We start from the raw sequence: 24,335 nt of genomic DNA, 5'->3' as shown, positions 1-24,335 counted from the left end.
ACGCCGAGTGCCTGCGGCCTGGCCGGTTCCATCGACGCCCGTGGAAGGCGGGCAGGGACACCATCGAAGCCGGGACTACGCACACCTTCAGCGCAGCGCGACAAGGTAATTCGCGTGACTCGTGCGGCTGATCGGTCGATAATCGATCCTTCACGAGTCGATGGCCGGAGGTGGGGAATGAAGTTGGCGGAGGCGTTGGCGTTGCGCGCGGATACGGCGCGCCGGATCGAGCAGTTGCGGGCTCGCATCGTGAGCAACGCTCGCTTTCAGGAGGGGGAGGAGCCCGCCGAGAACGCGGCGGAGCTGCTGGCCGAGGCGGGGCAGGCGCTCGGTGAGTACGAGACGCTGATCCGGCGCATCAATCGGACCAACGCCGCCGCGCGGATCGGAGACGACGGCACCTTGACCGACGCGCTGGCCCGCCGGGACGCGTTGCGGCTGCGGCACTCCCTGGTCACGGCCGCCGCCGACGCCGCGGCGGGCAAGGGGCAGCCCGGATACGCACGCCAGCTGCGATCCGAGCTGAAGATGTTCGCGGCGTTGCCGGTCGCCGAACTGCGCGGGCAGGCCGATGACCTCGCCAAGGAACTGCGGGAGCTCGACGTGCGCATCCAGCGCTCGAACTGGGAGGTCGACCTGCTGGATTGACCGGGAGAGGTGGAGCAGGTAGCCGTCGCGGAGGCGTGCACGAACCCGACTGGCCGACGGGATATTCGGCCACTTTCTCGGCGCACGATGGGCAGTGCGAGGGGTTCGATTCCCCGTCTCACACCGCAGCCCAGCACCGCGCACACGAGACAGTGCACAGCACACAGCACATCACCATGTGCAGATCCGCGGCGGCGAGGGCGGGTCAGGGGCACTCCACCTCTCGCGTCAGTTCCAGAGTTCGCCGCAGGGCAGCGGCGGCAGGCCGGGGCGGATGTCGTCATCGACGGTGACCACGAATCCGGCGTGGGCGCCCGGTTCGGCGACGACGTCCGCGATCTGCGCCGCGCCTGCCTGGTACTCCACAGCGAAAGCGCCCGTGTCGACGCGGATATGCCGCAGGTCGCGGATGGGCGCGAATCGATCTCCGGCGGGCGTCGCGCGGGCGGGCCGGGACATCAGGGCGCCGATCGCGCAGAGCGCCTACGCAGCAGGGCGAAGAGTAGGACGAGGAGACTCACCAAGGCCAGGACGCCCAGCCGGGCGCCACTGCTCGCACCGGCGGCTTGGAGCAGATCGATCGGCTCGGCCGGTTTGCGCGGTGCGGTTGCGGTGGCCGTGGCCGAGTCGTCACCGTCCGCTGGGACCGCTGACAGCGCGCCCGGCTCCGGCTCGGTCGGTGCGGATGCCGTGATCTCCGCGGCGAGGTTGGTGGCGAACTGGCCGATGAGCGTGCCCGCCACGTCGGCGAGCGCACCACGGCCGAACTGCGCGGGCTTGCCGGTGATCGCCAGATCGGTGTCCACGAAAACCTCTGTCGCGCCGCCGGAGTCGACAAGCCGGCAGGTGATGGTCGCCTTGGCCGTTCCGTTGCCGCGAGTTTCGCGGCCACGCCCCTCGAGCACCGCGATCCCGGCGGCCTCGTCCTGGGAGAGAACCTTGATCACGCCGCTGTAGCTCAGCCCGACGGGCCCGAGTTTGACCTTGATCTTGCCGTGGAAGTCGTCGCCGTCCCGGGAAGTGATGACGGCGCCAGGAACGCAGGGGGCGATGCGTTCCAGGTCCAGCAGCACCTGCCAGGCCTGCGCAGCCGGAACGGGAATGGTGAAGGTGTTGTCGAGTTTCATGGAATTCCTTCGGTCCTCACGCCTGCCGCGCGGTGGGCGTCTCGGCGCTGCTCGAGTCGGCGGCGGCGCGGACCGCCCGGACGATGCCCTGATAGCCGGTGCATCGGCACAGGTTGCCGGAGATGGCCTCGCGGATCTCGGTCTCGGTGGGGTCGGGGTTGTCGCGCAGGAAGGCGGTGACCGACACGATGAAGCCGGGGGTACAGAATCCGCACTGCAGGCCGTGGTGTTCCCGGAACGCCGCCTGCACCGGCGAGAGCTCGCCGTCCGGTCCCGCGATGCCCTCGACGGTGGTGAGTTCGGCGCCGTCGGCCTGCACGGCGAACAGCAGGCAGGCGCGCACGGCCTGGCCGTCGAGCAGGATCGTGCACGCGCCGCACACACCGTGCTCGCATCCGAGGTGGGTCCCGGTCAGACCGCAGGTGTCGCGCAGATAGTCGGCCAAGGTGAGCCGGGGCGGCACCCGGTCCCGGCGCAGGGCGCCGTTGATGCGCACCTCGATGTCGACGTCAGTCATTCCCGGCCTCCTCTACGGCGCGTCGCCAAGCGCGCGCCACCATTGCCGCGCCGACCCGCCGCCGGTAGTCGGCGCTGCCGTGCACATCCGACGAGATCGCGTCCAGTCCGGCGGTCGCGTTCCGGCCGATCTCCTCCGCCGACGTGGCGGCGACGGCGGTGCCGATCAGTCCCGCTTCGGTCTCGGCCGCCCGCACCGGGGTCGGTGCGAGGCCGAACAAGCCGATCGCGCACCGCTCGACGCGGGAGTCCGCGTCCAGCCGGACCGCCACCGCCGCGCCCGCCATCGCGAAATCTCCACTGCGGCGGGCGAACTCCTCGATCGCGAAGCCGCATCGGCCGCGCCGGATCGGGAAGGCGACCCCGGTCACCAGCTCGTCGGGAGCCAGATCGGTGGTCCACATGCCGGTGAAGAACTCCGCTGCCGGGATCGTGCGCCGTCCGCGCGGGGAGAGCGTCTCGATCTCGGCATCGAGGGTGAGCGCCACCGCGGGATACTCCGCCGCGGCGTCGGCGTGCGCTATCGCACCGCCGATCGTGCCCCGGTTGCGGATCTGGAAATGCCCGATGAGGGGCGTGGCCCTGGCCAGCAACGGCACGCCGCGGCGGACGTCTTCGGACCGGCCGACCTCGGCGTGCGTGGTCGCCGCGCCGATCCGGACGGTACCGCCGCGCGTCTCGATACCACGCAGTTCTTCCACGCGGCGCAGGTCGACCAGATGCTCGAAGACGGCCAGCCGCAACGCCAGCATCGGCACCAAGCTCTGCCCGCCCGCGATGATCTTGGCCTCGTCACCGAGGTCGGCCAGGAGCGCGACGGCCTCGTCGGCGGTCGCGGGTGCGTGGTACTCGAAGGCCGCCGGTTTCATGCCGAGCCCTTTCCGGCGGCGCGCGCCTCGTCCAGCATCGCCACGATCGTGGCCGGGGACAGAGGCAGCTTCGAGATCTCCACGCCGAACGGCGCGAGTGCGTCGGCGACGGCGTTGAGGACGGCCGGGGTGGCGCCGATCGCCCCGCCCTCGCCGACACCTTTGAAATCGCCGGGCCCTGGGCTCGGTGTCTCGATGTGCCCCACTTCGATCGTCGGCGTTTCGGCCGCGGTGGGCAGCAGATAGTCCAGGAAGGTGGTGGCGACGGGATTGCCGCTCTCGTCGTAGGCGAGATGTTCGTAGAGTGCGCCGCCGATGCCCTGCACCGTGCCGCCGTAGATCTGGCCTTCGACGACGTTGGGGTTGATCATCGGGCCGCAGTCCTCGCTGACGATGTAGCGCAGCAGCCGCACCGCCCCGGTGTCGATGTCGACCTCGCAGGTGCACACGTGGGTGGCGTTGGCCCAGATCGCCAGCTGCGGGGTCTTGTAGCGTCCGCTCGCCTCGAGGCCGGGCGGCACCCCGGGGGGCAGCGAATCCGTCTGGTAGTAGGCGATTTCGGCGATCTCGGCCAGCGTCAGCCCTTCGTCCGGCGCCGCGCGGACGGTGGCCCGGCTGCGGACGAACTCGATGTCGGCGGGGCTGACGCCCAACCGGTGGGCGGCGATCGCCAGGATGCGTTCGCGCAGGACAGACGCCGTCTCGGCGATCGCGCCCGCCGTCATCGAGCCGGATCTGCTGCCGCCGGTGCCGCCGCCGAACGGCGTGATCGCGGTGTCGCCCTGAATGGTGCGCACGTCGGCCAGGTCCGTTCCGAGCGCGTCGGCGGTGAGCTGGACGACGGTCGTCTCCAAGCTGTTGCCCGCGGAGCCGCCCGCGACGTAGACGTTCACCTTGCCGCTCGGTTCGATGCGGATGGTGGCGCCCTCGGTGCTCAGGAACGGGCTGCCGCCGGTGGTCGGCTCGACGTAGGTGCAGGTGCCGACGCCGAGGTAGCGGCCTTCGGCGCGAGCTTCGCGTTGCCGCTCGCGGAAGGCCTCGTAGTCCAGCATCTCGACGGCCTGCTCCAGCGTTTCCAGCGGCGAGATGTTGTCGTAGGTCATCCCGTTCGGATTCGCCCACGGCAACTCGTCGCGGCGCAACATGTTCCGCCTGCGCAGTTCGATCGGGTCGATGCCGATCCGCCGTGCGGCGTGGTCGAGCAGGATTTCCCTGGTCACCGATTCGAACTGCCACGGCCCCCGGTAGGCGAGCCTGCCGACGGTGTTGGAGTACAGGAACTTCGCGGTGAACGAGGCATCGCTGATCCGGTACGGCCCGGGGAACAGCAGCCCGACGACGACGCCTCCGGTGAGCGGCGACGGCGTCGGATAGGCCCCCACGTTCTGCACGTGGTCGATCGCGGCGGCGAGAATCTTGCCCTCGGCGTCGAACGCCATCCGGACGTCGGCGTGCTCGTGGCGCGACATGCCGGCCGCCATCAGGTTCTCCTGGCGGTCCTCGATCCACTTCACCGCCGTGCCGAGCTTGCGCGCGGCCAGCAGGACGCAGGCGTCCTCGCGCAGCGGCACCTGCTTGAGGCCGAACCCGCCGCCGGTGTCGCGGGCGATGACGCGCACCCGGTGTTCATCGATGCCGAGCAGCCGGGCGCAGAACCCGCGCATCTCGTGCGGTGACTGGGTGGAGCTCCAGATCGTCATCTCCGCGGTCGGCGCCGACCAGTCCGCGACGATCCCGCGGGTCTCCAGCGGGACCGGCAGGTAAGCCTGCTGAAAGATCCGCTGCCGCACCACATGTGCGGCGGAGTCGAACAGTGGCGCCAGATCGGCGGCCGGACGACCGGCCATCTCGCCCGCGGAGTTCCCGGCGAATCCGGCGTGCACGAGGTTCGGCGAATCCGCCGCCGTGACGTAGTCCACCACCGGTTCCAGCGGCTCGTAATCGATGATCACCAGTTCGGCGGCGTCCTCGGCCACGTACCGGTCGACGGCGACGACCAGGGCCACCGGGTCGCCGACGAAGCGCACCTCCTGCTCGGCCAGCGGCGGCCGCGGCAGGGGAGGGAAGCCGACGATGTCCAGCGCGTAGGAGATCTCGTGGACGCCGGAATTCAGGTCGGCGGCGGTGTAGACCGCCAGCACGCCGTCGAGTTCGAGCGCGGCGGAGACGTCGATGTCGCCGATCGCGGCGCGGGGGAGCGGGCTGCGGACGAAGCACGCGTGCGCCATGCCGGGGCGGGTCACGTCGTCGACGAAGGTTCCCTTGCCGGTCACCAGGCGTGCGTCCTCGAGGCGCGGCACCCGGGTGCCGACGACGCCGGGCGTGGTGGTCGTTCCGGTCCGGGTCATCGTTCGGCTCGCAGGTGGTGTGAGCCGGATTCGATGCGGGGCTCGGTCGTCATCCGTTTCGTCCTCCGTTGACCTCGGCGCCGGCTGCCCGGTGAACGTCGCCCTCGGCGAGCTCGGACATCGTGGGCGGCGCCGCTGCCGCGGCTTCCGGCATGCCCGCGCGCCGATCGATTGCCGCTCGCGAATGCTGAGCACCTGTTTAGCATCGGGAGTCGCACGGCGTCAATCCACCTATGTCGAAAATGAGTATGACGCTAGTATTGTACGAGAATTGCATTCTCGCCACCAGATGGGCGGCACTGCGGGGCCGGCGGTGGGACGACGATTGCCGAGAGGGTTCATCATGCGCGAACTCGCTGCGCGTCTATCGCGCTGGCATGCCGCGAATACCGTCTACGTGCTCGCCACCGTGGTGCGCGTGACCGGCAGCGCGCCCCGGCCCGCCGGGGCCACCATGGCGGTGGACGAAGCGGGGAACGTGCGCGGCAGTCTGTCGGGTGGCTGCGTGGAGGGCGAGGTCTACGAGTTGTGCCGGGAGGTGCTCGAATCCGGCGTGCCCGTTCGCAGGACGTTCGGCTACAGCGACGCCGACGCCTTCGCCGTCGGCCTGACCTGCGGCGGAGAACTGGAAATCGTCGTGCACCGGATCACGCCCGCCGAGTACCCGGCCGTGGAAGCGGCACTGGATCCGGCCGGGCCGATGACGTTCGTGCGCGACTTGGCGACCGGCGCGGTGGCCGCGCTCGGACCCGCGAGCGCCGTCGGCGCGCACTTCGACGACGCGGTGGTGCGGCAGGCGCGCGCGATGCTGTGCGCCGGTGCGACCGGCGTGCGCGTCGTCGGTTGCGCGGACCGCGAGCGCACGGTGTTCATCGAGTCCTTCGCCTCCGCGCCGCGCATGCTCGTCTTCGGCGCAACGGATTTCACCACCGCGCTGTGCGGCGTCGGCCGGTTGCTGGGTTACCGCGTCACCGTGTGCGAGGCGCGCCCGGCCTTCGCCGACCATGCCCGGATGCCGGACGCCGACGAGGTGGTCCGGGACTGGCCGGACCGCTATCTACGGCGCACGCGCGTCGACGCCCGCACAGTGATCTGCGTCCTCACCCACGACCCCAAATTCGACATCCCGGTGCTCACGGAAGCGCTGCGCCTGCCAGTGGCCTACGTGGGCGCGATGGGATCACGCCGGGCCGACCGGGACCGCAGGCGTCGGTTGCGCGCGGCCGGGCTCACCGAACACGAACTGCGGCGGCTGCATTCGCCGATCGGCCTGGAATTGGGCGGCCGGACCCCGGAGGAGACGGCCGTGGCCATCGGGGCCGAGATCGTCGCCGTCCGGCACGGAGGCTCCGCGCGCTCGCTGTCCGACACCGAACGGCCCATTCACCCGGTCGAGACGGGGGACGCCGCGGGAGAAGTCATCGGGATCCGATCGCGCTGAGCGGATGTCCACCTAAAAATGTTGGACTGCAACACTTTCCGGTAAGGTCCCCGCACGTGCGTACACAACGAACGCCAGGCAGTCCCGCAGCAGGCGGGAAGGGACACGACGCGGCATCGCACGCGAGGGTCGCGCGTTGAGCAACACAGGGCCGGGTTCGCATGGCGAATCCCTGATCGCGTACGGGTCTCCGGTCTCCGCCGAATCGCATGTTCGGCTGGATGACCCCGCGTTCGCGGCCGATCCGCACCGCGTCTACGAAGACCTGCGACGTCACGGACCGCTGGTGCCGATCGAGCTTTCCGCCGGTGTGCCGGCGACGCTCGTGATCGGCTACCAGGTGGCCGTGCGCATCCTCAACGACGAGACCCACTTCCCCGCCGATTCCCGCCGCTGGGAGAAGAACGCCGCACCGGGCTGTCCGCTGCTGCCGATGCTGGGCTATCGCCAGAATGCGCTGCGAACCGCGGGTGCGGAACACGAGCGCTACCGGCGCACCATCATCGCCGCGTTGGAAACCGTCGACCTGCACAAGGTGCACGACGCGGTCACGCGGGCCGCCGAAGCCCTGATCAACAGCTTCTGCGACCGCGGTAGCGCCGACCTGCGGATGGACTACGCGTATCCGCTGACCTTCCGGGTTCTGAGTGAACTGTTGGGCTTTCCCGAAGACGCCGCGGCCGAGGCTTACCAGGGGATGGCCGCGATGCTGGAGGGAGTGGGCGCCGAGGAGGGGCAGCAGCGTTTCGTGCAGGCTCTGGCCGGAGTTGTCCAGCAGAAGCAGGCCGAGCCGGGCGACGACCTGACCTCGCAGCTGCTGAGGCATCCGGACGGGCTCGATCTCATGGAGATGGTGAATCAGGCCGCGCTGCTGTTCTCCATGGGCACGGAGCCGACCTGCAATCTGATCCTCAACGCGTTGCTGCTGTTGATGACCGACGAGGAATACGGCGGTGAGGTCCTCAGCGGCGCCATGGCCACCCGGGACGCCATCGATGCCGTGCTGTTCGAGGACCCGCCGCTGGCGAACTGGTGCGTGAGTTACCCCATACAGCCGCAACTCGTCGGCGATATGTGGCTGCCTGCCGATCAGCCGGTGGTCATCAGCCTGGCCGCGTGCAACAACGATCCCGTCGTGGGCGGTGACCGCAGGGGCAACCGGTCGCACCTGGCGTGGGGGGCCGGTCCGCACGCCTGTCCGGCTCAGTCCCTCGCCCTGACGATCGCCTCGCAGGGCATCGACCTGCTGCTCGATGCCCTGCCGGACATCCGTCCGCAAGGCCCCGCGCAGCGACTGGAGTGGCGGCCCGGGCAGTTCCACCGCGCATTGGCCACGCTACCGGTTCGATTTCCGGCGTGCCCGCCGGTGCGTTTCGCCTGAGAGGCGAGGCCAAGGCTGCTTATTGCTCGGCACGCAGTCGAACCGAACCGCTGTCCGGGCGTCCCATGGCGACTCATTCGAAAGGCAGGTCCCCACGATGACAATGACGTCGGAACATTCCGCATCCTCGACCAGGCAAGAAGCTCGCGAGATCGACGCGGTCGTCGTCGGAGCCGGATTCGCCGGCCTCCACATGCTGTACAAGTTGCGCGAGCTCGGCTTCTCGGTGCAGGTGTACGAAGCGGGTGGCGGACTCGGCGGCACGTGGTACTGGAACCGCTATCCGGGTGCACGCGTCGACGTGAAGAGCATGTACTACAACTACTCCTTCGACCCGGAGCTCGAACAGGAGTGGGAGTGGACGGAGAAGTATCCGCCGCAGCCGGAGTTGCTCCGCTACATCAACCACGTCGCGGATCGTTTCGATCTGCGTAAGGACGTTCGGTTGCGGACCCGGGTCACCGCCGCGGTCTACGACGAGTCCGCCGCGCGGTGGCGGATATCGACCGATCAGGGCGAGGTCGTCTCGGCGCGGTTCGCGATCATGGCGACCGGCTGTCTGTCGGTGGCGAAGATGGTGGAAGTTCCTGGCATCGAGGCGTTCCGGGGTCGCAGCTTCCACACCGGCAACTGGCCCGAGGGAGACGTGGACTTCACCGGCCGACGGGTCGCGGTGATCGGCACCGGCGCCTCCGGGGTGCAGGTCATTCCGCTGGTCGCCGAAGTGGCCGAGACGCTCACCGTGTTCCAGCGGACCGCGAACTACGTTCTTCCCGCGCACAATCACACGATCGATCCCGAATTCCAGCGCGCGATCAAGTCTCGCTACCGCGATGTGCGCAAGGCCAACCGGGAATCGTCGTTCGGCATCGCGCAACCCGAAGCCACCAAGGGGGCGCTCGAGGTGAGCGAGGAGGAGCGAAACGCGTTCTACCGCAGGGTATGGGAGGACAAGGACAGCGAACTGGTCAGCATGCTGGTCGGCTTCACGGACATCCTCGCCGACGAAGCCGCCAACGAGACCGCCGCCCAGTTCGTCCGCGATCGAATCGCCGAGATCGTCACGGACCCGGCTGTCGCCCGGATACTGCAGCCTTCCGGCTACCCCTTCGGGGTCAAGCGCCCGTGCCTGGGGACCAACTACTACGAGACCTTCAACCGTCCCAATGTCCGGCTCGTGGACCTACGCGCGACCCCGCTCACCGAGGTCACCGAGTCCGGACTGGCGACGACAGAGGAGAATTTCGAGTTCGACGACATCATCTACGCCACCGGATACGACGCGATGACCGGTGCGCTGGACGCGATCGACATCCGCGGCCGGGGTGGTGTGTCGCTGCGGGAGAAGTGGGCCGGCAGGCCCGTGACCTACCTCGGTCTCGCCGTGGCGGGCTTCCCGAACCTCTTCACGATCACGGGCCCGGGCAGCCCGGCGGTCCTGTCGAACATGCTGGTGTCCATCGAGCAGCACGTCGACTGGGTGGCGGACGCGATGGACAGGATGCGGTCCGAGGGCGTCACGACCATGGAGGCCGAGGCCGACGCGGAGCAGGAATGGACGCGGCACGTCGACGAAGTCGGCGATATGACGCTCTATCCGAAGGCGGACTCCTGGTACGTGGGATCGAATGTCCCGGGCAAACCGAGAGTGATGTACGCGTATATCGGCGGCGTCGGAGCATATCGCGAAAAGTGCGACCAGGTAGCCGCCGACGACTACGACGGTTTCACTCTGACGCGGTAACCAGGACCGCTGCCGGTGCTGGACGGCGCACGGCGCGCGTCCGGCACGAGGGCGTGCGGCACCGGCCCACTGCGGCGGGGTGCCGACCCCACGATAAGGGTGTGTTTGCGCCGTACAGTGGCCCGAATACGAACTGGTGCGATCGGTGCAGGCGTGGCCATGTCTCCGGGGCCGATTCGTTCCGCGCAGGCCACCCTGTCAACAGCGGGCCGCGTCCGGATAGGCGCTGGTGAGGTCGCCGAGATCAATGCGGCGGTGCACCAGATTCACGAGCTGGTCCTACTGGCAGGACGCGACCGGCTGTGCCGTATCGCGGCCGATGAGGTGGGCTATGTCGTCCAGCTGCTGGACAAGGGCGCGTCCACCGATGACGTCGGCCGGACATTGACCAGCGCTGCAGCCGAAATGATGGTCGCGGCGGGTTGGGTGCACTACGACGCGGGACGCCTGGATGACGCGCGTCGCTACTACGCCGACGCCGCCCAAGCCGCCACCGCGGTCAGTGATGGAATCGCGGTCGCGCATGCGTTGGGTAACGCCAGCTCGCTGCTTACCGAGCGCAACGGCGGCAGCCCTGCGGGAACGAGGCAAGCGGTGCAGTACGCCGGGACCGCCTCGCGGGCGGCGAGGAGTCACGGTGGTTCCTGGGGATCTGGGCGGAGCGCAGCGCGTAACGGTCGGCACCTCGTAGCCGGGATGACGCTGACGACATTCGGACGCGCGCTTGTCGCGGACCACCCGGCTCCTACGGTATTGGCATTCTCATTTTCTGCAAGTACCGTATTCAATGATGAACAACCAAGTGCAGACCTCCTCCGGCATCCCGCTGGAGCCGAGCTACGGCCCGGAAGACCGGCGGGGTGACCCGCCCGCGCCGGGCGTCTATCCCTTCACGCGCGGCAATTTCGCCACGGGCTACCGCGGGCGGTTGTGGACCTTCCGGCAGTACTCCGGCTTCGGCACCGCCGAAGAGTCCAATCGCCGCTACCGCTATCTGCTCCAGCAGGGCGGCACCGGGCTTTCGGTCGCGCTCGATCTGCCCACCCAGTGCGGGTACGACTCCGACGACCCCGAGGTGAGCGAAGAGGTCGGCCGGGTCGGTGTCGCGGTGGACACCCTCGCCGATGCGGAGGTGCTCTTCGACGGCATCCCGCTGGAGCGGATCAGCACCAGCTTCACCATCAACGGCACCGCCGCCATCCTGCTGGCCTTCTATGTGGCCGCCGCGGAGAAGCAGGGCGTGCCGCGCGCGAAGCTCACCGGCACGATCCAGAACGACATCCTCAAGGAGTACGCCTCGCGCGGCACCTGGATCTGGCCGCCGGAGCCGTCGCTGCGCTTGATCGCCGACACCGTCGAGTTCTGCGCGGCGGAGGTGCCGCGGTTCAACGCGATCTCGGTGGCCGGCGCGCACTTCCGCGACGCGGGCGCGAACGCGGTGCAGGAGATGGCCTTCACGCTGGCCGACGGCGTCACCTACTGCGACACGGTGATCGAGCGGGGCCGGATGACCATCGATCAGTTCGCACCGCAGATCTCGTTCTTCTTCTACACGCACGGCGACTTCTTCGAGGAGATCGCGAAATACCGCGCGGGACGCCGCCGCTGGGCCACCATCGTGCGCGAGCGGTACGGCGCGACCACCGACAAGGCCTCGATGTTCCGTTTCGGCTGCGTGGCGGGCGGCGCCTCGCTCTACGCGCCGCAGGCGCGCAACAACCAGGTGCGCGTCGCCTACGAAGCGCTGGCGTCGGTGCTCGGCGGTGTCCAATCGATGTTCACCGCCGCGTGGGACGAGCCGTTCGCGCTGCCCAGCGAGGAATCCGCGACGCTGGCGCTGCGCACCCAGCAGGTGCTCGCCTACGAGACCGGGGTGACCCGGGTGGCCGACCCGCTCGGCGGCTCCTACTTCGTCGAGGCGCTCACCGACGCGACCGAGGCGAAGATCGTCGAGATCATGGCTGATCTGGAGCGGCACGGCGGCATGGTGCGCTGCATCGAGGACGGTTACCTCCAGGGCCTCATCGCCGACGAGGCCTACCTGCTGCATCAGGCGGTGGAGTCGGGCGAGCGCCCGGTGGTCGGGGTGAACAAGTTCGTCTCCGAGGAGCCCGCGCCGGACATCGGCACCTACGAACTCGACGCCGACGGGCGCGAGCGGCAATTGAAGCGGCTGGCTCGCGTGCGGTCCGAGCGCGACGCCGGAGCCGTTCGCGACGCCCTTGCCGCCCTCTCGCGCGCCGCGGAAGGAGACGAGAACCTCATGCACCGCCTCATCGGTTGCGCCAACGCCTATTGCACGGTCGGCGAGATGACCGCCGCGCTGAAGTCGGTGTGGGGCGAGTTCCAGCAGCCGGTGGTGTTCTGATGCCCGCTCGCGTGCTGGTCGCCAAACCGGGGTTGGACGGGCACGATCGCGGCGCCAAGATCGTCGCCCGCACCCTGCGCGACGCGGGATTCGAGGTCGTCTACACCGGGATCCGCCAGCGGGTCGAGGACATCGTCGCCATCGCGCTGCAAGAGGACGTGGCCGTGGTCGGCCTGAGCATCCTCTCCGGCGCGCACGTCGCGCTCACCACCCGCGTGGTGGACGCGCTGCGCGCCGCCGACGCGGGCGACATCGCGGTCGTGGTCGGCGGCACCATCCCGCAGGCGGATGTGCCGCGGCTGCTGGAAGCCGGTGCGGCCGCGGTGTTCCCGACGAGCACTCCGCTGGAGACGCTCGTCACCGAGATCCGCGCGTTGACCGGGAACCCGGCCCCATGACCGGCCGGGTGCCGAATTCACACAGCTTGGAGGAATCGTGCGCATCGGAGTGATGATCGGGCCGGAGAAGGGGGATTCCGGGCGCAAGCTCGAACGGATGCTGCGCGACATCGAATGGGCGGAGTCGGCGGGGCTGCACACGGCGTGGATCCCGCAGATTCCCACCGATTTCGACGCGCTGATCACGATCGCCGCGATGGGACTGCGCACCTCGCGCATCGAGCTGGGCACCGCCGTGGTGCCGTTGCAAGCCCAGCATCCGATCGCCCTGGCGCGGCAGGCGCTTTCGGCGCATGCGGCGGCCGGCGGCAGACTGGCGCTCGGCGTCGGCCCCTCGCATCACTGGATCGTGCGGGACATGCTCGGTCTGCCCTACGACAGACCGGCCGCCTATACCCGGGACTACCTCGAGGTGCTGCACGCCGGATTGCGCGGGCCGGGCTCGGTGGACGTGGAGAACGCGACGTTCACCGTGCACAACCCGCTCGATCTCGGGCCGGTGGCTCCGGTGCCGGTGCTGGTCGCCGCGCTGGGGCCGGTGATGCTGCGCATCGCGGGCGAGCACGCCGACGGCACCGTGCTGTGGATGGCCGACGAGCGGGCGATCGCCACGCACGTCGTCCCGAAGATCAGCAAAGCGGCGGCGGATGCGGGCCGCCCGGCCCCGCGGGTGGTCGCCGGGCTGCCGGTGTGCCTGTGCGAACCCGGCCGGGTGCACGAGGCGCGCGAGCGAGCCAACCGCATCCTGGGGGAGGCCGAGGTTTCCCCCAACTATCAGCGACTGCTGGATCAGGGCGACGCCCGTGACATCGGCGATCTGTGCCTTGCGGGCGACGAAGCGCGGATCGCTGCCGGGTTGCGCCGCTACGCGGCGGCGGGAGCCACCGACATCTCGGTGCGCCTCTTGCCGATCGGCGAGACCCGCGACGAACTGGTGGCTTCCAAGCGACGCACCCGGGAGATGATCGCCGAACTCGCCGAGGAACTGCGGTGAGTTCGGCCGGGCCGCTGGCCGGGATTCGGATTCTGGAGGTCGGCACCATGCTGGCGGGACCGTACGCCACGATGATGCTCGCCGATCTCGGCGCGGAGGTCACCAAACTGGAACCGGCGGGCGGCGATATCTCCCGCCAGGTGAGCGAGAGCTACTTCGCGAGCCTGAATCGCGGCAAACGAAGTATCCGCATCGAATTGGGCAGCGAGCAGGGGCGTGCGCGGCTCGGCGAACTCGTCGCGCGGTCGCACGCGCTGCTGGTGAATCTCAAACCTTCGGCGATCCGGCGGCTCGGTCTCACCTACGACGGGCTGCGCCGGTGGAACGAGCAGATCGTGTGTGTCGCGATCACCGGCTACGGCCTGACCGGCGGGGACGATCCGGCATTCGACTACGTGATCCAGGCGTCGGCCGGGGTCGCCGCCCTCACCGGTGATCCGGCGGGGCCGCCCACACTGCCGGGGTATTCGTCGGCGGACAACTCGACCGGTCTCACGGCCGCGCTGGGACTGCTGGCCCAGATCGTCTCCGGGCGCGGCGGTCAGGTCGACGTGTCGCTGTTCGAAGTCATGCTTTCCCAACTGAACTACCACGCCGCCGCCTACCTGAACGACGGCAAGCGGCCACAGCGCCGCCCCCACGGCGCGCATTCGTATTACGTTCCGGCGCAGATCTTCCCGACCGCCGGCGGCCATCTGGCGCTGTTCATCACCCACGACGGATTCTGGAAGACCTTCGCCGCGGAAGCGGGCGTCGACGGGTTCGAGACGATGGCCGACCGGGTTTCCCGTCGTGCCGAGGTGCTGGCGGTGGTCACCGCGGCGCTCGCGGCCGACACCGCGACCGGCTGGGAAGCACGCCTGCGTCCACTCGGCATTCCCGCGGCCGCTGTCCGCGACTTGCCGGAAGCGCTGGACACCAGCCCGGACACCGTGGTGACGGCCGGGGAGTTCCGCTTGGTCGGCAGCCCGATCCGGATCGCCGGTTACGAGCCCCGGTACGCCCCGCCGCCGCGATTGGGCGAGCACGGGGGCTGAGGCGCGACCCGCCGCTCTCGCCCCTCGACCGCGAAGTCGCGCTCGGGGTCGGCGTGCCGCATGCTCTCACTCGTAGTCGACGGTGATCGACTCGGTGTCCGGAACGGCCTGGCAGGTCAGCACATAGCCGTCCGCGAGTTCGTCGTCGGTCAGCGCGTTGTTCTGGCGCAGTGTGGCGCTTCCCGAGGTCACCTTGGCGATGCAGGTGGCGCAATTGCCCGCCTCGCAGGAGAACGGCGGAGCGAGGCCGCCGCGGCGGGCGCTCTCCAACAGGGTTTCGCCCTTCTTGCCCGGCACCGACCTCTTCTTGCCGTTGAGGATGATCGTCACGGTGGCCCTCGCCGCGGTGGTCGCGGAAGGGGTCGACACCGTAGGGGTCACGCTGTCGGCCGGAGCCGGTACGTCGGGAATGGGCGCGGGCGCGCCGAACCGCTCGCTGAACACCAGTCCCGGTCCGGGCAGCGCCAGTTCGACCATCTCCATGAACGCTTCCGGTCCGCAGACGTAGTGATCGGCGTGGCCGTCGGCTCCGACGAAGGCCCGCACCGCGGCGGCGTCGAGGAAGCCGCCCGAGCTGTCGAGGTGCCTGACCACCTCGAGGCGGCCCGGGTGGCGCCGCGCCAGTTCGGTCAAGGTCGCCTCGAAGATCACCGAATCGGCGTCGCGGTCGGCGCACAGCAACCGGACCCGCCGGCGCGTGGTGGCCAGCGCGCTCTTGGTGAGCGACAGGACCGGTGTGATCCCGCTGCCCCCACTGAAGCCGAGCAGCGGCACGTCGGTCTCGCGCAGGCAGAACCGTCCCGCCGCCTTGGTCAGCTCCACCACGTCGCCCTCGGAGAGGTTGTCATGCATCCAGTTCGACACGGCGCCGCCGGGCACCCGCTTGACCGTCGTCATCAACTCGCCGTCGGTCTCCGGCGCGCTGGACATGGAGTAGGACCGGAACAGCTCCGTTCCGTGCACGGCGATCTTGAACGTGCAGAACTGCCCGGCGCGGTAGGCGATCGGCTCGTCCTGCGGCGCGAGCACGAACGTGCGCGCGCCGGCGCTCTCCTTCACGATCCTGGTCACGGTCGCGCGCTGGAACAAAGAAACTCTCGCCATGAACCGCCTCCTCCTGGTATGAAGATTCTAGCAGTATGAGAATTATATTCTCGCTCACGAGACGGGATCTCTCAAATGTCCTCGACCACCACTTCGAGCGCACTCGTCTTCGAAGGGCGGGCCTACACCCGGAGCGAACTCGACGGTCTGGCGGCGGGTCTCGCCGCCGAACTGGCCGATGACGGCGTGCGTCCCGGCGACCGGGTGGCGGTGATGTCGTCGAATCGGCCGGAGTTCGTCGTCGCCGTGCTGGCGCTCTGGCGGCTGGGCGCGGCGGCGGTGCTGATCAGCCCGGCCTGGAAGCACGACGAGGTCGCGCACGCGCTGGCGGTCACCGGCCCGAGCCGCGGCGTCGGCGACCACCCGGTACTGGCCGAGTTGCTGCCGATGCGGCACCTGGACGCACCGATCGCCGCCGCGAATCACACTGCCGCGCCGCCGGATCAGGCCTCGGACGCCGTGCTGGTCTTCAGTTCCGGTACCACCGGCATGCCGAAGGCGGTGCGGCACACCCACGCGTCGCTGTCGGTCGCGGTGCGCCAGTGGACGGAGGTACTCGGCCTCACGGCATCCGACCGCATCCAGATCGCCACGCCGCCTTCGCACATCTTGGGCCTGCTCAACATCGTGACCGCGTTGCGGGCGGGCGCGTGGATGCGGCTGCACCGGCGCTTCGATCTGCAGACCATGCTGCGGTGCGTGCAGGACGACCGGATCACCGTCGAGATGGCGGTCGCGCCCATCGCTCTGGCCATGGCGAGGCACCCGGATCTCGAGTCCTACGACCTGAGTTCGCTGCGCTACATCATGTGGGGCGCGACGCCGGTGACGGTGGGCGTGGCCGAAACCGTCACCCGGCGTACCGGAGTGCGCTGGCTGCCCGCCTACGGCGCCAGCGAGCTGCCGGTGATCGCGTGCAACCCGCTCGATGACCCGCGGCTGGACACGGTCGGTAGAGCCGCGCCGGGGGTCAGGGTGCGCGTCGTCGCACTGGACACCGGAGAAACGCTGCCGCCCGGCGAGATCGGTGAGATCCAATGCTCCGCGGAATCGGTGATGGCCGGGTATCTGCCCGCCGCGGAGACCGCACACGCCTTCGCCGACGGCTGGTACCGCACCGGCGACGTGGGCTACGTCGACGAGCAGGGCTGGATCCGGCTGACCGACCGCGCCAAGGAAATGATCAAGGTACGCGGCTTCCAGGTGGCGCCGGCGGAGATCGAAGCCGTCCTGCACGGTCATCCGGAGGTGACCGACTGCGCCGTGTTCGGCGTGCCCGACGCCGCGGACGGCGAGGCGGTCGTCGCGGCGGTGTCCGGCGCGGCGACGCTCACCGCGGACGAACTGATCGCGCTGGTCGGCGCGCGCCTTGCCGCCTACAAGCGACCGCGCCGGGTCGTGTTCGTGCCCGAGATCCCGCGCCTGCCCTCGGGCAAGGTGCTGCGCCGAGTGCTGAGGGAGCGCCATGGACGTCCGGCTGACCACTGAACAACGCCAATTGCGCGACGCCGCCGCGAAATTGGCCGACGATCTCGGTCCGGGGTCCGTCGCCGGACTCGACGACGAGAGCCGCCTGGCGCGGTTGGAGCGAGCGGTGGCGGCCACCGGCTGGCGTGCCCTGCGCACCGACGGCGCGTCGGGCGTCGAGGTCGCGATCGTGGCCGAGGAGTTCGCCCGCGGATTGGTCGACGTCGCCTTCCTCGGCCCGGTGCTGGCCGACGACCTGCGCGGGCGATCCGGCGCCGACGGACGCGGCTGGACGGTCGCGGTCGGCGGCAGGGCCGTCGACGCGCGCGGCAGCGAAGGGGCGCTGCTGGTCGCGGGCGAGCGGGTCCTGGCCGCATCGCTGGGCGCGACGCTGCCCGGCGCGGACCTGACCCGGCGCACCGCGGCGTTGACGGACGAACGGCGCCACGTCGGGGAGCTGACGGCCGTGGACACCACCCGATGGCACGCGCTCGCCCTCACCACGACCACCGCCGACCTGCTCGGCGTCGCCCGCGGCGCGCAGGATCTCGCGGTCGGATACGCGAAAGTCCGCCAGCAGTACGGCCAGCCGATCGGGTCCTACCAGGCGGTGGCGCATCTGCTGGCGGAGAATCGAGCACTCATCGAAGGGGCGGTCAGTGTGCTGCGGCACGCGGCCTGGGCGGTGGACGAGCTGGAACCCGCGGCGGCCGTGCGGGCCGCACGCGTCGCCAAGGTCTACACCGCGCGGGCCGCCCGCACGGTGTGCGAAGCCTCGATCCAGGTGCACGGCGGCATCGGCAACACCTGGGAATGCCTGGCCCACGTTTACTTGCGGCGCGCGCTGGTCTCGACCGAGCTGTTCCCTGTTCGACTGGAGGAGATCGACCTTGGATTTTCGTGATTCACCCCAGGAGGCCGAATTCCGCGCTCGGCTGCGCACTTGGCTCGCCGAGACGGCCGGGAAGTTCCCGACTTCGGGCGAAGACTACTGGGCGCGTCAGGGGGAATGGCATCGCGCGCTGTACGCGGCGGGATTCTTCGGGTTGTCCTGGCCGAAGGAATTCGGCGGCCACGAGCTGCCGCCGGTCTACGACGTGATCCTGGACGAAGAACTCGCGCTCGCGGGCGCGCCGCCGCGACCCAGCCTCGGGTATCTCGTGCAGGGACTCGGCAGGCACGGCGGCAAGCAACTGCAGCGGCGTTTCCTGCCCGGCATGATCGACGGCACCCAGCGCTGGTGCCAGGGCTTCAGCGAGCCGGAGGCGGGCTCGGACCTCGCCGCGCTGCGCACCACCGCGACGCGCGACGGCGACCACTACGTCGTCCACGGTCACAAGATCTGGACCAGCTACTCCGACGTCGCGGACTGGTGCCTGCTGCTGGCCAGGACCGATCCGCAAGCGCCGCGGCACAAGGGCATCTCGGCGTTCGTGATCGCGATGGACCAGCCCGGTGTGCGGCAACGCCCTTTGGCGATGATCAGCGGCGTGACCAGGGAGTTCGGGCAGGTGCTCTTCGACGGCGCCACGGTTGCCGCCGATCAGATGGTGGGCGAGCCGGGCGACGGCTGGAAGCTGGCGATGACCGTCGTCGGGCACGAACGCGAACCGTCGACTCTCGGCTACGCGGCCCGTTACGGGAAAACGGTGCGCCAGTTGGCCGCTCGCCTGGACGGCCCGCCGCCGGCGGAACTGGCCTGGGCGGCGGTGCAGACGGAGATGCTGCGCCTGCACGTGCGGCGGCGGCTGTCCGAACAGCTCGACGGCGTGATGCACGGCCCGGACGGCTCGCTGGACAAACTGCTCATGACCTGGGTGGACCAAGCCGTCGGGCACGCGGCGCTGGCCGTCGGCGGCACGGACGATCCCGAACTGCTGGCCGGCTACTTCTACAGCCGCGCCCAGAGCGTCATGGGCGGCACCTCGCAGATCCAGAAGAACATCATCGCCTCGCGCATCCTCGGATTAGGAGTCTGACCATGTACGACCTGCCCGAAGAGATCCACGTCGAAGCCGACGGACCGCTCCGGATCATCACGCTCAACCGGCCCGACGCGCTCAACGCCGTCAACGACGACCTGCACACCGGGCTGGCGCGCCTGTGGCCGCGCCTGTCCGACGACCGAGACGCGCGCGTCGCGGTGCTCACCGGCGCGGGCAAGGCGTTCTCCGCGGGCGGCGATTTCGCCTATCTCGCGGAGCTGGGCAGCGACGCCGAGCTGCGGGCGAAGACGATCGCGCACGGCCGGGACATCGTGCTCGGCATGGCCCGCTGCCGGGTGCCGGTGGTGGCGGCGGTGAACGGACCCGCGGTCGGCCTGGGGTGCAGTCTCGTCGCGCTGAGCGACATCGCCTACATCGCCGAGACCGCCTATCTCGAGGACCCGCACGTCCAGGTCGGCCTGGTCGCGGCGGACGGCGGCCCGCTGACCTGGCCGCTGCACACCAGCTTGCTGCTGGCCAAGGAGTATGCCCTCACCGGCGCGAAGATCCCCGCCGAGCGCGCCCGCGAGATGGGCTTGGTCAACCATGTGGTGGCCGACCCCCGCACCGAGGCGCTGGCCTGCGCGAAACGCGTTCTCCAACTGCCGCGCCAAGCGGTCGAGAGCACCAAGCGGCTGCTGAACCTGCACTTGGAACGCGCGGTGCTGGCCACTCTGGATTACGCCACGACCGCGGAGGATCTCTCGTTCCAGACCGCGGACTTCCGTGCGGTGATCAGCCGCCTCACCGCGGGCCGGAGCTGACCCGGATGGGAGCTGACGCCGCCGCGCCGGTTGTGGGCGGCGATCCGCCCGCGACCGGACTCGGGGGTTCACCCCCGCGCAGTAGCCGCGGGATAGCCTCATCGGACGCGGGAAGGTTGCGCGAATTTCCCATCTGCCCCGATACCCGGACGATGCGGAGCGCCGATCGAGGCCCCGCAGCCACCCCGCGACCGGGCGGGTCGCCTCGACCGACCGGAAGGCTCTGCGTCTCAGGACATCTCGCAGCAACCGGTGACCCCGCAAAGGGTGCTTGGCCAAGTGAACATTCGCGGGGCACACTCTAAGTAACGACGTCCGGCGCCGCCGGTCGAACGCGGGGGCGAGGTCCGAGAACACATGAGGATTCGGCCGAGGCAGCAGTTGCTCGAGCTGTGGCGAGCGATACTGGCCTACTCCTATCGCAACGGAACGTGGAAGTGGGGCGGGCGCGACGGCGCGAACTCCATCAGCGACGCCGAACAGCTGCTCTGCCTGCTGTATCCGGCCACCGAGATCGAAGCGTTCGCGCTGGACCAGCCGAACGACATGAGTCCCGACGTGCGGTCCGCGCTGGGCCCTTTCGGTGAGGAGACCCGCATCGGCGGCGTCCTGGTCGCCTTGGTGGAGGACTATCTGCGCCGCTACACCGGACCCGACGGCGAACCGGTCTTCGCCAGCGGTACCTACTTGCGTTGCGGCGACGACAGTTCGCTCACCGCGCAGCAACAGGCGGTGGAGGTCGTCGACTCGTACTCGATGTCGTTGAGCCTGTGCATCGCGGCGCTGCGGTTCCTGCGCGGGTTCCTGCGATTCGTCAGCGGCGAGGTCCGGTTGGAGGCCAGGCAGCTGCGCGAGCGGATTCCCACGGTGATCGAACAGGTCAGCGCGCGGCTCACCGCGGCCATGGCGGGGCTGATCCGCAGTTTCGTCATCCACACGCCGGAGCCGAAGACCGAGTACGGGCAATCCATCGTCTACATGCTCAATCAGTCCCGCACGCCGTCCGACGAGATCATCGGCCGGTTGTCGACGCAGCTGGAACGCCTGCGGGTGCAGGCGGCCAACGAGGTCAGGCTCAGTCAGACCTCCGAGATCGATGTCGCCGACGATGGGCGGCTGTTCGAATGCGGATGGAGTTGGGGCATCGTGCGCAGCGCCGAACCCATCGCTCTCGTGCCGGGCCGGGTCAGCAGCACGCGCGGGTACGCCGAATCCCGTCCCTACCTGTACTTCACGGCCGTCGCCCTGGACGGCATCATCGACCTGTCCTCGCAGCGTATCCGGGAACTCGATCTGCTGACCGACGAGCAGCGCACCCTCGCCGACGCGCTGCAGCTGCGCTTCGAGCTGACCCGCAACTACTGGTCGAGGGTGGCCCGTTTCGACAGTGGCCGCTGGCCGCTGGAGGACATCCCCTGGCGCACCTCCGACGGCGAGGAGTCGGAGTACTTCAGTCTCGTGGTCGCCGCCGTGCTCATCCAGGACCTGGTCTACCGGGAGAGCACCGAGGATCTGGCGCGCACGGTGTCGGTGCTCGACCAGCTGGCCCGCCGCGGGCGCATCACCAGCCGGTTCACCGTCGGTGATCCGGCCGCGCCGCTGCACTATCCGGGTGTGCGATTGAACCTGGCGGGCAGCGAGGACGTCGCCGGCGGGGCCCCGCTGATCTGGTATGTCCCGGATTTCGCGACCATGCTGCTGAAACGCTGCCTGGAGGCCGCTCGCCTGCGCACCGACGTCGACACCCGCGACCGGCTGATGGCGCTCGCCGAGGCGGCGATGGATCACCTCGACCAGCGGGTGCTGCGGGACGGCCCCGCGGTCGGCCTGTGGGACGACATCGGCAGGTTGGTCGGCGCGGGCGGGACAGGGCCGGAAGGCCCCTCCTGGTTCGTCACAGAGCGCATGATGGAGTGCCTGGTCATCGCCTACAGCACTTTCGAGCAACCGCCGCTGGCGCCGCAGGCGATGGTCGCGCGGGCGGTGGACCTGCTCAGCGAGGCCGAGCATCTGCTCAACCAAGAGGAACTGGAGGTCGAGGGCCAGGATCTCTCGCCGAAACAGGCGGCGATCAACCGGATCAGGCAGTCGCTCGACCGGGCCCGCCGCGTGCTGCGCGAACGTCCCGGCACCGCCTACAGCCTGGCCACGCAGGCGTTGGTCCAGCTCGACGAGCTGGCGTACGCCCGCAGGGACGCGACGCGGTAGGGGCGGCATCGTGCTGGTGTTCTCCACCTCCGACAAGGGCGGCACCGGACGGTCGGTGACCAGTTGCAACATCGCCTACCGGCTGTGCCGTTCCGGCCGCAACGTCGCCTACGCCGACTTCGACCTCGGCTCACCGACGGCGGGCGCGCTGTTCGAGATCGGCGCGGCCGAACGCGGCGTGCCGCGCGGCGGCGTGCACTCCTACCTGCTCGGCGAGAGCGGGACCGTCGCCAGACTCGACGTCGGCGCGGCCACGGATCGGCCGGAACTGCGCCGCATCGGCCCCAATGCGGGACGGCTGGTGCTGCTGCCGGGGGACGAGGGCGGCGCCGAATTCCTCACCGACGACGACGCGGTGGTCCAGCGGTGCGCGGAACTGCTGGTGGCGCTGGATCACGAATTCCGCGTGGTCGTCGTGGATCTGAGCGCGGGCCGTTCCGCGGCGCTGCAAATCGTGTTGCAGGCGACGGCCCTGCCGCAACTGCGCGGCCTGACCACCCGATGGCTGATCTTCCACCGCTGGACGCGCCAGCACATCCTCGCTGCCGCCGGACTGGTCTACGGCTCGCACGGACTGCTGAAGGCCGGAGCCGAGTGCGGCCACGACCCGGAGGAGTTGCTCGGGTCGGTGCGTTACGTGCGCACCGCGGTGCCCGACGCCAACTGGGACGGTGTCGCCCAGCGCCCGGCGCAGGCGGCGTGGCTGCAGGAGCAGGACGCCGCGCTGCGCCGGCTGGCGACCGCCAAGCGGCTGGGCACGACGGCGGTGCTCGGCTCGACCCCGATCGAGCCGGTGCTGCAGCGGCGCGAACAGCTCATTCTCGACGCCGACGTCAACGCCCAGATCGCCAACGAGCAGACCGCGCAGGCTTATGCCGAACTCGCTCGGCGACTGGTCGACAACGCGACCTGGGAGAGGCTGTAGATGCGGGATACACAGGGCTACAGCGAGGCCACCGAACAACCGCGCATTGCGCAGGTCCCGTTGTCGCACTTGTCGATCGAGGTCGGGCATTTCTATCTCAACGACATCGTCTCCGACATCGAACGGGTCGGCGCGGAGTTCCGCCGCATCGTCCCGCTGGTGTCGGCCTTCACCGAGGCGGCCAAGGTGCAGTTCGGTCCGAACGCCCGGGTCAGCACCTGCTATCTGATCGACGACTACTTCCAGCCCGACACCGATCCCTCCGCGGTTCTCACCAAGCTGCTGGGCGCCGCGGACGAGGCCGGATTGGTCATCGACTATCTGGCCAGGGAGTCGGCCTGCTGGCGCGCTTCGAGATTCGTCGACGGTGTGGCATTCGGTGAGCCGATTCCCGTGGCGGAGATGGTGGCCGCCCGCATCGTGGCCGAGCCGGCGCCGCCGAGCACCGGCCGCAGGCCGCCGACCGCGGAGTCGGGCTGGCTGTGCAACGGGCGGCGGTCGTCGGAGGACGAACGCGGTCAGGCCATGCGGCAACGGGTCTACCAGCCGCCGGAGGAGTTCGGCCGGCGGGAGCATTCGATCTTCCTCGACGTGGAACTGTGGAGCAAGCACGTCGTCGACGGGGTGGCGGTGACGCGCTGGTCGTGCCCGTTCCTGGCGGCGGTCTGGCATCTGCTGCGGCTGGGCATGCTGCGCTATCACGGTGCGGCCGTGGTGGATCCGCAACCGTGGCGCCGCGTGGATCTCCCGCCGCGCCGCTGGCCGGACCTTCCGCCGGTGGTGCAGCTCAATCCGTCCGCCGCGCCGTTCGCCGCCTACAAGACGCTGTCGATGCTGCCCAAGCGGTACATCGCGATCGAGCACGCCGTGCGGCTGGTGCTCGACCATCTCGATCTCGACGACGACGTGGTGGAGCAGACCATCGCCCGCGGCGGCGGCGAGCTGCCGCCGGTGCCGGTGCCGCGCGCGGTCAGCGAACGGCTCTCGCACCTGCTGCTCGACGGAGCCTGA

General features: G+C 69.6%; 22 protein-coding genes. 16 read left to right on the top strand and 6 right to left on the bottom strand.

Annotated elements, in window-relative coordinates; all coding sequences use genetic code 11:
* Nucleotides 1–177: 177 nt before the first annotated feature.
* Complete coding sequence (locus ACH49X_RS18155) at nucleotides 178–648, top strand: DIP1984 family protein (protein ID WP_357205754.1); 471 nt, start codon at nucleotides 178–180, stop codon at nucleotides 646–648.
* Between the two features lie 228 nt (nucleotides 649–876).
* Here ACH49X_RS18155 and ACH49X_RS18150 read toward each other — a convergent pair whose 3' ends face one another.
* The 5 genes from ACH49X_RS18150 to ACH49X_RS18130 are packed head-to-tail and all read right to left on the bottom strand — an operon-like array spanning nucleotide 877 to nucleotide 5,508.
* Entirely contained in the window at nucleotides 877–1,107 is a 231-nt protein-coding gene (locus ACH49X_RS18150) for a hypothetical protein (protein ID WP_195079170.1), read from the bottom strand.
* Complete coding sequence (locus tag ACH49X_RS18145; RefSeq protein ID WP_195079171.1) at nucleotides 1,107–1,775, bottom strand: SRPBCC family protein; 669 nt, start codon at nucleotides 1,773–1,775, stop codon at nucleotides 1,107–1,109. The genes ACH49X_RS18150 and ACH49X_RS18145 overlap by 1 nt, the downstream gene beginning before the upstream one ends.
* Nucleotides 1,776–1,791: 16 nt before the next feature.
* Nucleotides 1,792–2,292: a (2Fe-2S)-binding protein gene (locus tag ACH49X_RS18140; RefSeq protein WP_357205750.1), complete on the bottom strand. Its 501-nt coding sequence runs from the start codon at nucleotides 2,290–2,292 to the stop codon at nucleotides 1,792–1,794.
* Nucleotides 2,285–3,160, bottom strand: coding sequence for a xanthine dehydrogenase family protein subunit M (locus tag ACH49X_RS18135; RefSeq protein WP_195079173.1), 876 nt, complete (start codon nucleotides 3,158–3,160; stop codon nucleotides 2,285–2,287). Before ACH49X_RS18135 ends, ACH49X_RS18140 begins: the two co-directional genes overlap by 8 nt.
* A complete protein-coding gene (locus ACH49X_RS18130) occupies nucleotides 3,157–5,508 on the bottom strand; it encodes a xanthine dehydrogenase family protein molybdopterin-binding subunit (protein ID WP_357205747.1) in 2,352 nt (783 codons plus the stop codon). Before ACH49X_RS18130 ends, ACH49X_RS18135 begins: the two co-directional genes overlap by 4 nt.
* A gap of 343 nt (nucleotides 5,509–5,851) precedes the next feature.
* Here ACH49X_RS18130 and ACH49X_RS18125 point away from each other — a divergent pair, with 343 nt between their 5' ends.
* The 8 genes from ACH49X_RS18125 (at nucleotide 5,852) to ACH49X_RS18090 (ending at nucleotide 14,871) form a co-directional block, all read left to right on the top strand.
* Nucleotides 5,852–6,949, top strand: coding sequence for an XdhC family protein (locus ACH49X_RS18125; protein ID WP_195079175.1), 1,098 nt, complete (start codon nucleotides 5,852–5,854; stop codon nucleotides 6,947–6,949).
* A 136-nt stretch (nucleotides 6,950–7,085) separates the two neighbouring features.
* On the top strand, nucleotides 7,086–8,330 hold the full coding sequence (locus tag ACH49X_RS18120; protein WP_357205744.1) for a cytochrome P450: 1,245 nt from the start codon (nucleotides 7,086–7,088) through the stop codon (nucleotides 8,328–8,330).
* A 97-nt stretch (nucleotides 8,331–8,427) separates the two neighbouring features.
* Nucleotides 8,428–10,074 carry an NAD(P)/FAD-dependent oxidoreductase gene (locus ACH49X_RS18115; RefSeq protein WP_357205741.1) on the top strand — a complete coding sequence of 549 codons (1,647 nt, stop codon included), beginning with the start codon at nucleotides 8,428–8,430 and terminating at the stop codon, nucleotides 10,072–10,074.
* 153 nt (nucleotides 10,075–10,227) lie between these two features.
* Nucleotides 10,228–10,938, top strand: a complete 711-nt coding sequence (locus ACH49X_RS18110) for a hypothetical protein (RefSeq protein ID WP_357205738.1) — start codon at nucleotides 10,228–10,230, stop codon at nucleotides 10,936–10,938.
* Entirely contained in the window at nucleotides 10,865–12,442 is a 1,578-nt protein-coding gene (locus ACH49X_RS18105; RefSeq protein ID WP_357205735.1) for a methylmalonyl-CoA mutase family protein, read from the top strand. Before ACH49X_RS18110 ends, ACH49X_RS18105 begins: the two co-directional genes overlap by 74 nt.
* Nucleotides 12,442–12,840 carry a cobalamin B12-binding domain-containing protein gene (locus tag ACH49X_RS18100; RefSeq protein WP_195079178.1) on the top strand — a complete coding sequence of 133 codons (399 nt, stop codon included), beginning with the start codon at nucleotides 12,442–12,444 and terminating at the stop codon, nucleotides 12,838–12,840. Before ACH49X_RS18105 ends, ACH49X_RS18100 begins: the two co-directional genes overlap by 1 nt.
* A gap of 37 nt (nucleotides 12,841–12,877) precedes the next feature.
* Nucleotides 12,878–13,834 (top strand): TIGR03564 family F420-dependent LLM class oxidoreductase, encoded by a 957-nt coding sequence (locus ACH49X_RS18095; protein WP_195079179.1) that lies wholly within the window; start codon nucleotides 12,878–12,880, stop codon nucleotides 13,832–13,834.
* On the top strand, nucleotides 13,831–14,871 hold the full coding sequence (locus ACH49X_RS18090; protein WP_357205732.1) for a CoA transferase: 1,041 nt from the start codon (nucleotides 13,831–13,833) through the stop codon (nucleotides 14,869–14,871). The genes ACH49X_RS18095 and ACH49X_RS18090 overlap by 4 nt, the downstream gene beginning before the upstream one ends.
* 66 nt (nucleotides 14,872–14,937) lie before the next feature.
* Here ACH49X_RS18090 and ACH49X_RS18085 read toward each other — a convergent pair whose 3' ends face one another.
* A complete protein-coding gene (locus ACH49X_RS18085; RefSeq protein ID WP_357205729.1) occupies nucleotides 14,938–15,975 on the bottom strand; it encodes a ferredoxin--NADP reductase in 1,038 nt (345 codons plus the stop codon).
* A gap of 75 nt (nucleotides 15,976–16,050) precedes the next feature.
* On the opposite strand from ACH49X_RS18085, the gene ACH49X_RS18080 reads away from it, so the two are divergent.
* The 7 genes from ACH49X_RS18080 to ACH49X_RS18050 all read left to right on the top strand — a co-directional run bounded on the left by ACH49X_RS18080 (nucleotide 16,051) and on the right by ACH49X_RS18050 (nucleotide 24,335).
* Nucleotides 16,051–17,463 carry an AMP-binding protein gene (locus ACH49X_RS18080; protein WP_357205726.1) on the top strand — a complete coding sequence of 471 codons (1,413 nt, stop codon included), beginning with the start codon at nucleotides 16,051–16,053 and terminating at the stop codon, nucleotides 17,461–17,463.
* On the top strand, nucleotides 17,441–18,346 hold the full coding sequence (locus tag ACH49X_RS18075) for an acyl-CoA dehydrogenase family protein (protein WP_357205723.1): 906 nt from the start codon (nucleotides 17,441–17,443) through the stop codon (nucleotides 18,344–18,346). The genes ACH49X_RS18080 and ACH49X_RS18075 overlap by 23 nt, the downstream gene beginning before the upstream one ends.
* Nucleotides 18,333–19,421 carry an acyl-CoA dehydrogenase family protein gene (locus ACH49X_RS18070; protein ID WP_357205721.1) on the top strand — a complete coding sequence of 363 codons (1,089 nt, stop codon included), beginning with the start codon at nucleotides 18,333–18,335 and terminating at the stop codon, nucleotides 19,419–19,421. The genes ACH49X_RS18075 and ACH49X_RS18070 overlap by 14 nt, the downstream gene beginning before the upstream one ends.
* A 2-nt stretch (nucleotides 19,422–19,423) precedes the next feature.
* The gene (locus tag ACH49X_RS18065; protein ID WP_357205718.1) at nucleotides 19,424–20,191 is read left to right on the top strand and encodes an enoyl-CoA hydratase/isomerase family protein; all 768 of its coding nucleotides are present in this window, start codon (nucleotides 19,424–19,426) and stop codon (nucleotides 20,189–20,191) included.
* Nucleotides 20,192–20,548: 357 nt separating this feature from the next.
* Nucleotides 20,549–22,399 (top strand): SCO2524 family protein, encoded by a 1,851-nt coding sequence (locus tag ACH49X_RS18060; RefSeq protein ID WP_195079186.1) that lies wholly within the window; start codon nucleotides 20,549–20,551, stop codon nucleotides 22,397–22,399.
* 10 nt (nucleotides 22,400–22,409) lie between these two features.
* Nucleotides 22,410–23,324 (top strand): SCO2523 family variant P-loop protein, encoded by a 915-nt coding sequence (locus ACH49X_RS18055; RefSeq protein WP_195079187.1) that lies wholly within the window; start codon nucleotides 22,410–22,412, stop codon nucleotides 23,322–23,324.
* Nucleotides 23,325–24,335, top strand: coding sequence for an SCO2522 family protein (locus ACH49X_RS18050; protein WP_357103137.1), 1,011 nt, complete (start codon nucleotides 23,325–23,327; stop codon nucleotides 24,333–24,335).

The organism is Nocardia sp. NPDC019323, from assembly GCF_044389845.1.
Taxonomy (GTDB): domain Bacteria; phylum Actinomycetota; class Actinomycetes; order Mycobacteriales; family Mycobacteriaceae; genus Nocardia; species Nocardia implantans.
The sequence above is the reverse complement of the archived record's forward strand: the minus strand, read 5'-3'. Positions and strand labels throughout refer to the sequence as shown.

Excerpts from the sequence above, each read along its gene's own strand:
- ACH49X_RS18155 (WP_357205754.1), top strand. The coding sequence starts at position 178 with ATGAAGTTGGCGGAGGCGTTGGCGTTGCGCGCGGATACGGCGCGCCGG.
- ACH49X_RS18150 (WP_195079170.1), bottom strand. The coding sequence starts at position 1,107 with ATGTCCCGGCCCGCCCGCGCGACGCCCGCCGGAGATCGATTCGCGCCC.
- ACH49X_RS18145 (WP_195079171.1), bottom strand. The coding sequence starts at position 1,775 with ATGAAACTCGACAACACCTTCACCATTCCCGTTCCGGCTGCGCAGGCC.
- ACH49X_RS18140 (WP_357205750.1), bottom strand. The coding sequence starts at position 2,292 with ATGACTGACGTCGACATCGAGGTGCGCATCAACGGCGCCCTGCGCCGG.
- ACH49X_RS18135 (WP_195079173.1), bottom strand. The coding sequence starts at position 3,160 with ATGAAACCGGCGGCCTTCGAGTACCACGCACCCGCGACCGCCGACGAG.
- ACH49X_RS18130 (WP_357205747.1), bottom strand. The coding sequence starts at position 5,508 with ATGACCCGGACCGGAACGACCACCACGCCCGGCGTCGTCGGCACCCGG.
- ACH49X_RS18125 (WP_195079175.1), top strand. The coding sequence starts at position 5,852 with ATGCGCGAACTCGCTGCGCGTCTATCGCGCTGGCATGCCGCGAATACC.
- ACH49X_RS18115 (WP_357205741.1), top strand. The coding sequence starts at position 8,428 with ATGACAATGACGTCGGAACATTCCGCATCCTCGACCAGGCAAGAAGCT.
- ACH49X_RS18105 (WP_357205735.1), top strand. The coding sequence starts at position 10,865 with ATGAACAACCAAGTGCAGACCTCCTCCGGCATCCCGCTGGAGCCGAGC.
- ACH49X_RS18100 (WP_195079178.1), top strand. The coding sequence starts at position 12,442 with ATGCCCGCTCGCGTGCTGGTCGCCAAACCGGGGTTGGACGGGCACGAT.
- ACH49X_RS18085 (WP_357205729.1), bottom strand. The coding sequence starts at position 15,975 with ATGGCGAGAGTTTCTTTGTTCCAGCGCGCGACCGTGACCAGGATCGTG.
- ACH49X_RS18080 (WP_357205726.1), top strand. The coding sequence starts at position 16,051 with ATGTCCTCGACCACCACTTCGAGCGCACTCGTCTTCGAAGGGCGGGCC.
- ACH49X_RS18075 (WP_357205723.1), top strand. The coding sequence starts at position 17,441 with ATGGACGTCCGGCTGACCACTGAACAACGCCAATTGCGCGACGCCGCC.
- ACH49X_RS18065 (WP_357205718.1), top strand. The coding sequence starts at position 19,424 with ATGTACGACCTGCCCGAAGAGATCCACGTCGAAGCCGACGGACCGCTC.
- ACH49X_RS18060 (WP_195079186.1), top strand. The coding sequence starts at position 20,549 with ATGAGGATTCGGCCGAGGCAGCAGTTGCTCGAGCTGTGGCGAGCGATA.
- ACH49X_RS18050 (WP_357103137.1), top strand. The coding sequence starts at position 23,325 with ATGCGGGATACACAGGGCTACAGCGAGGCCACCGAACAACCGCGCATT.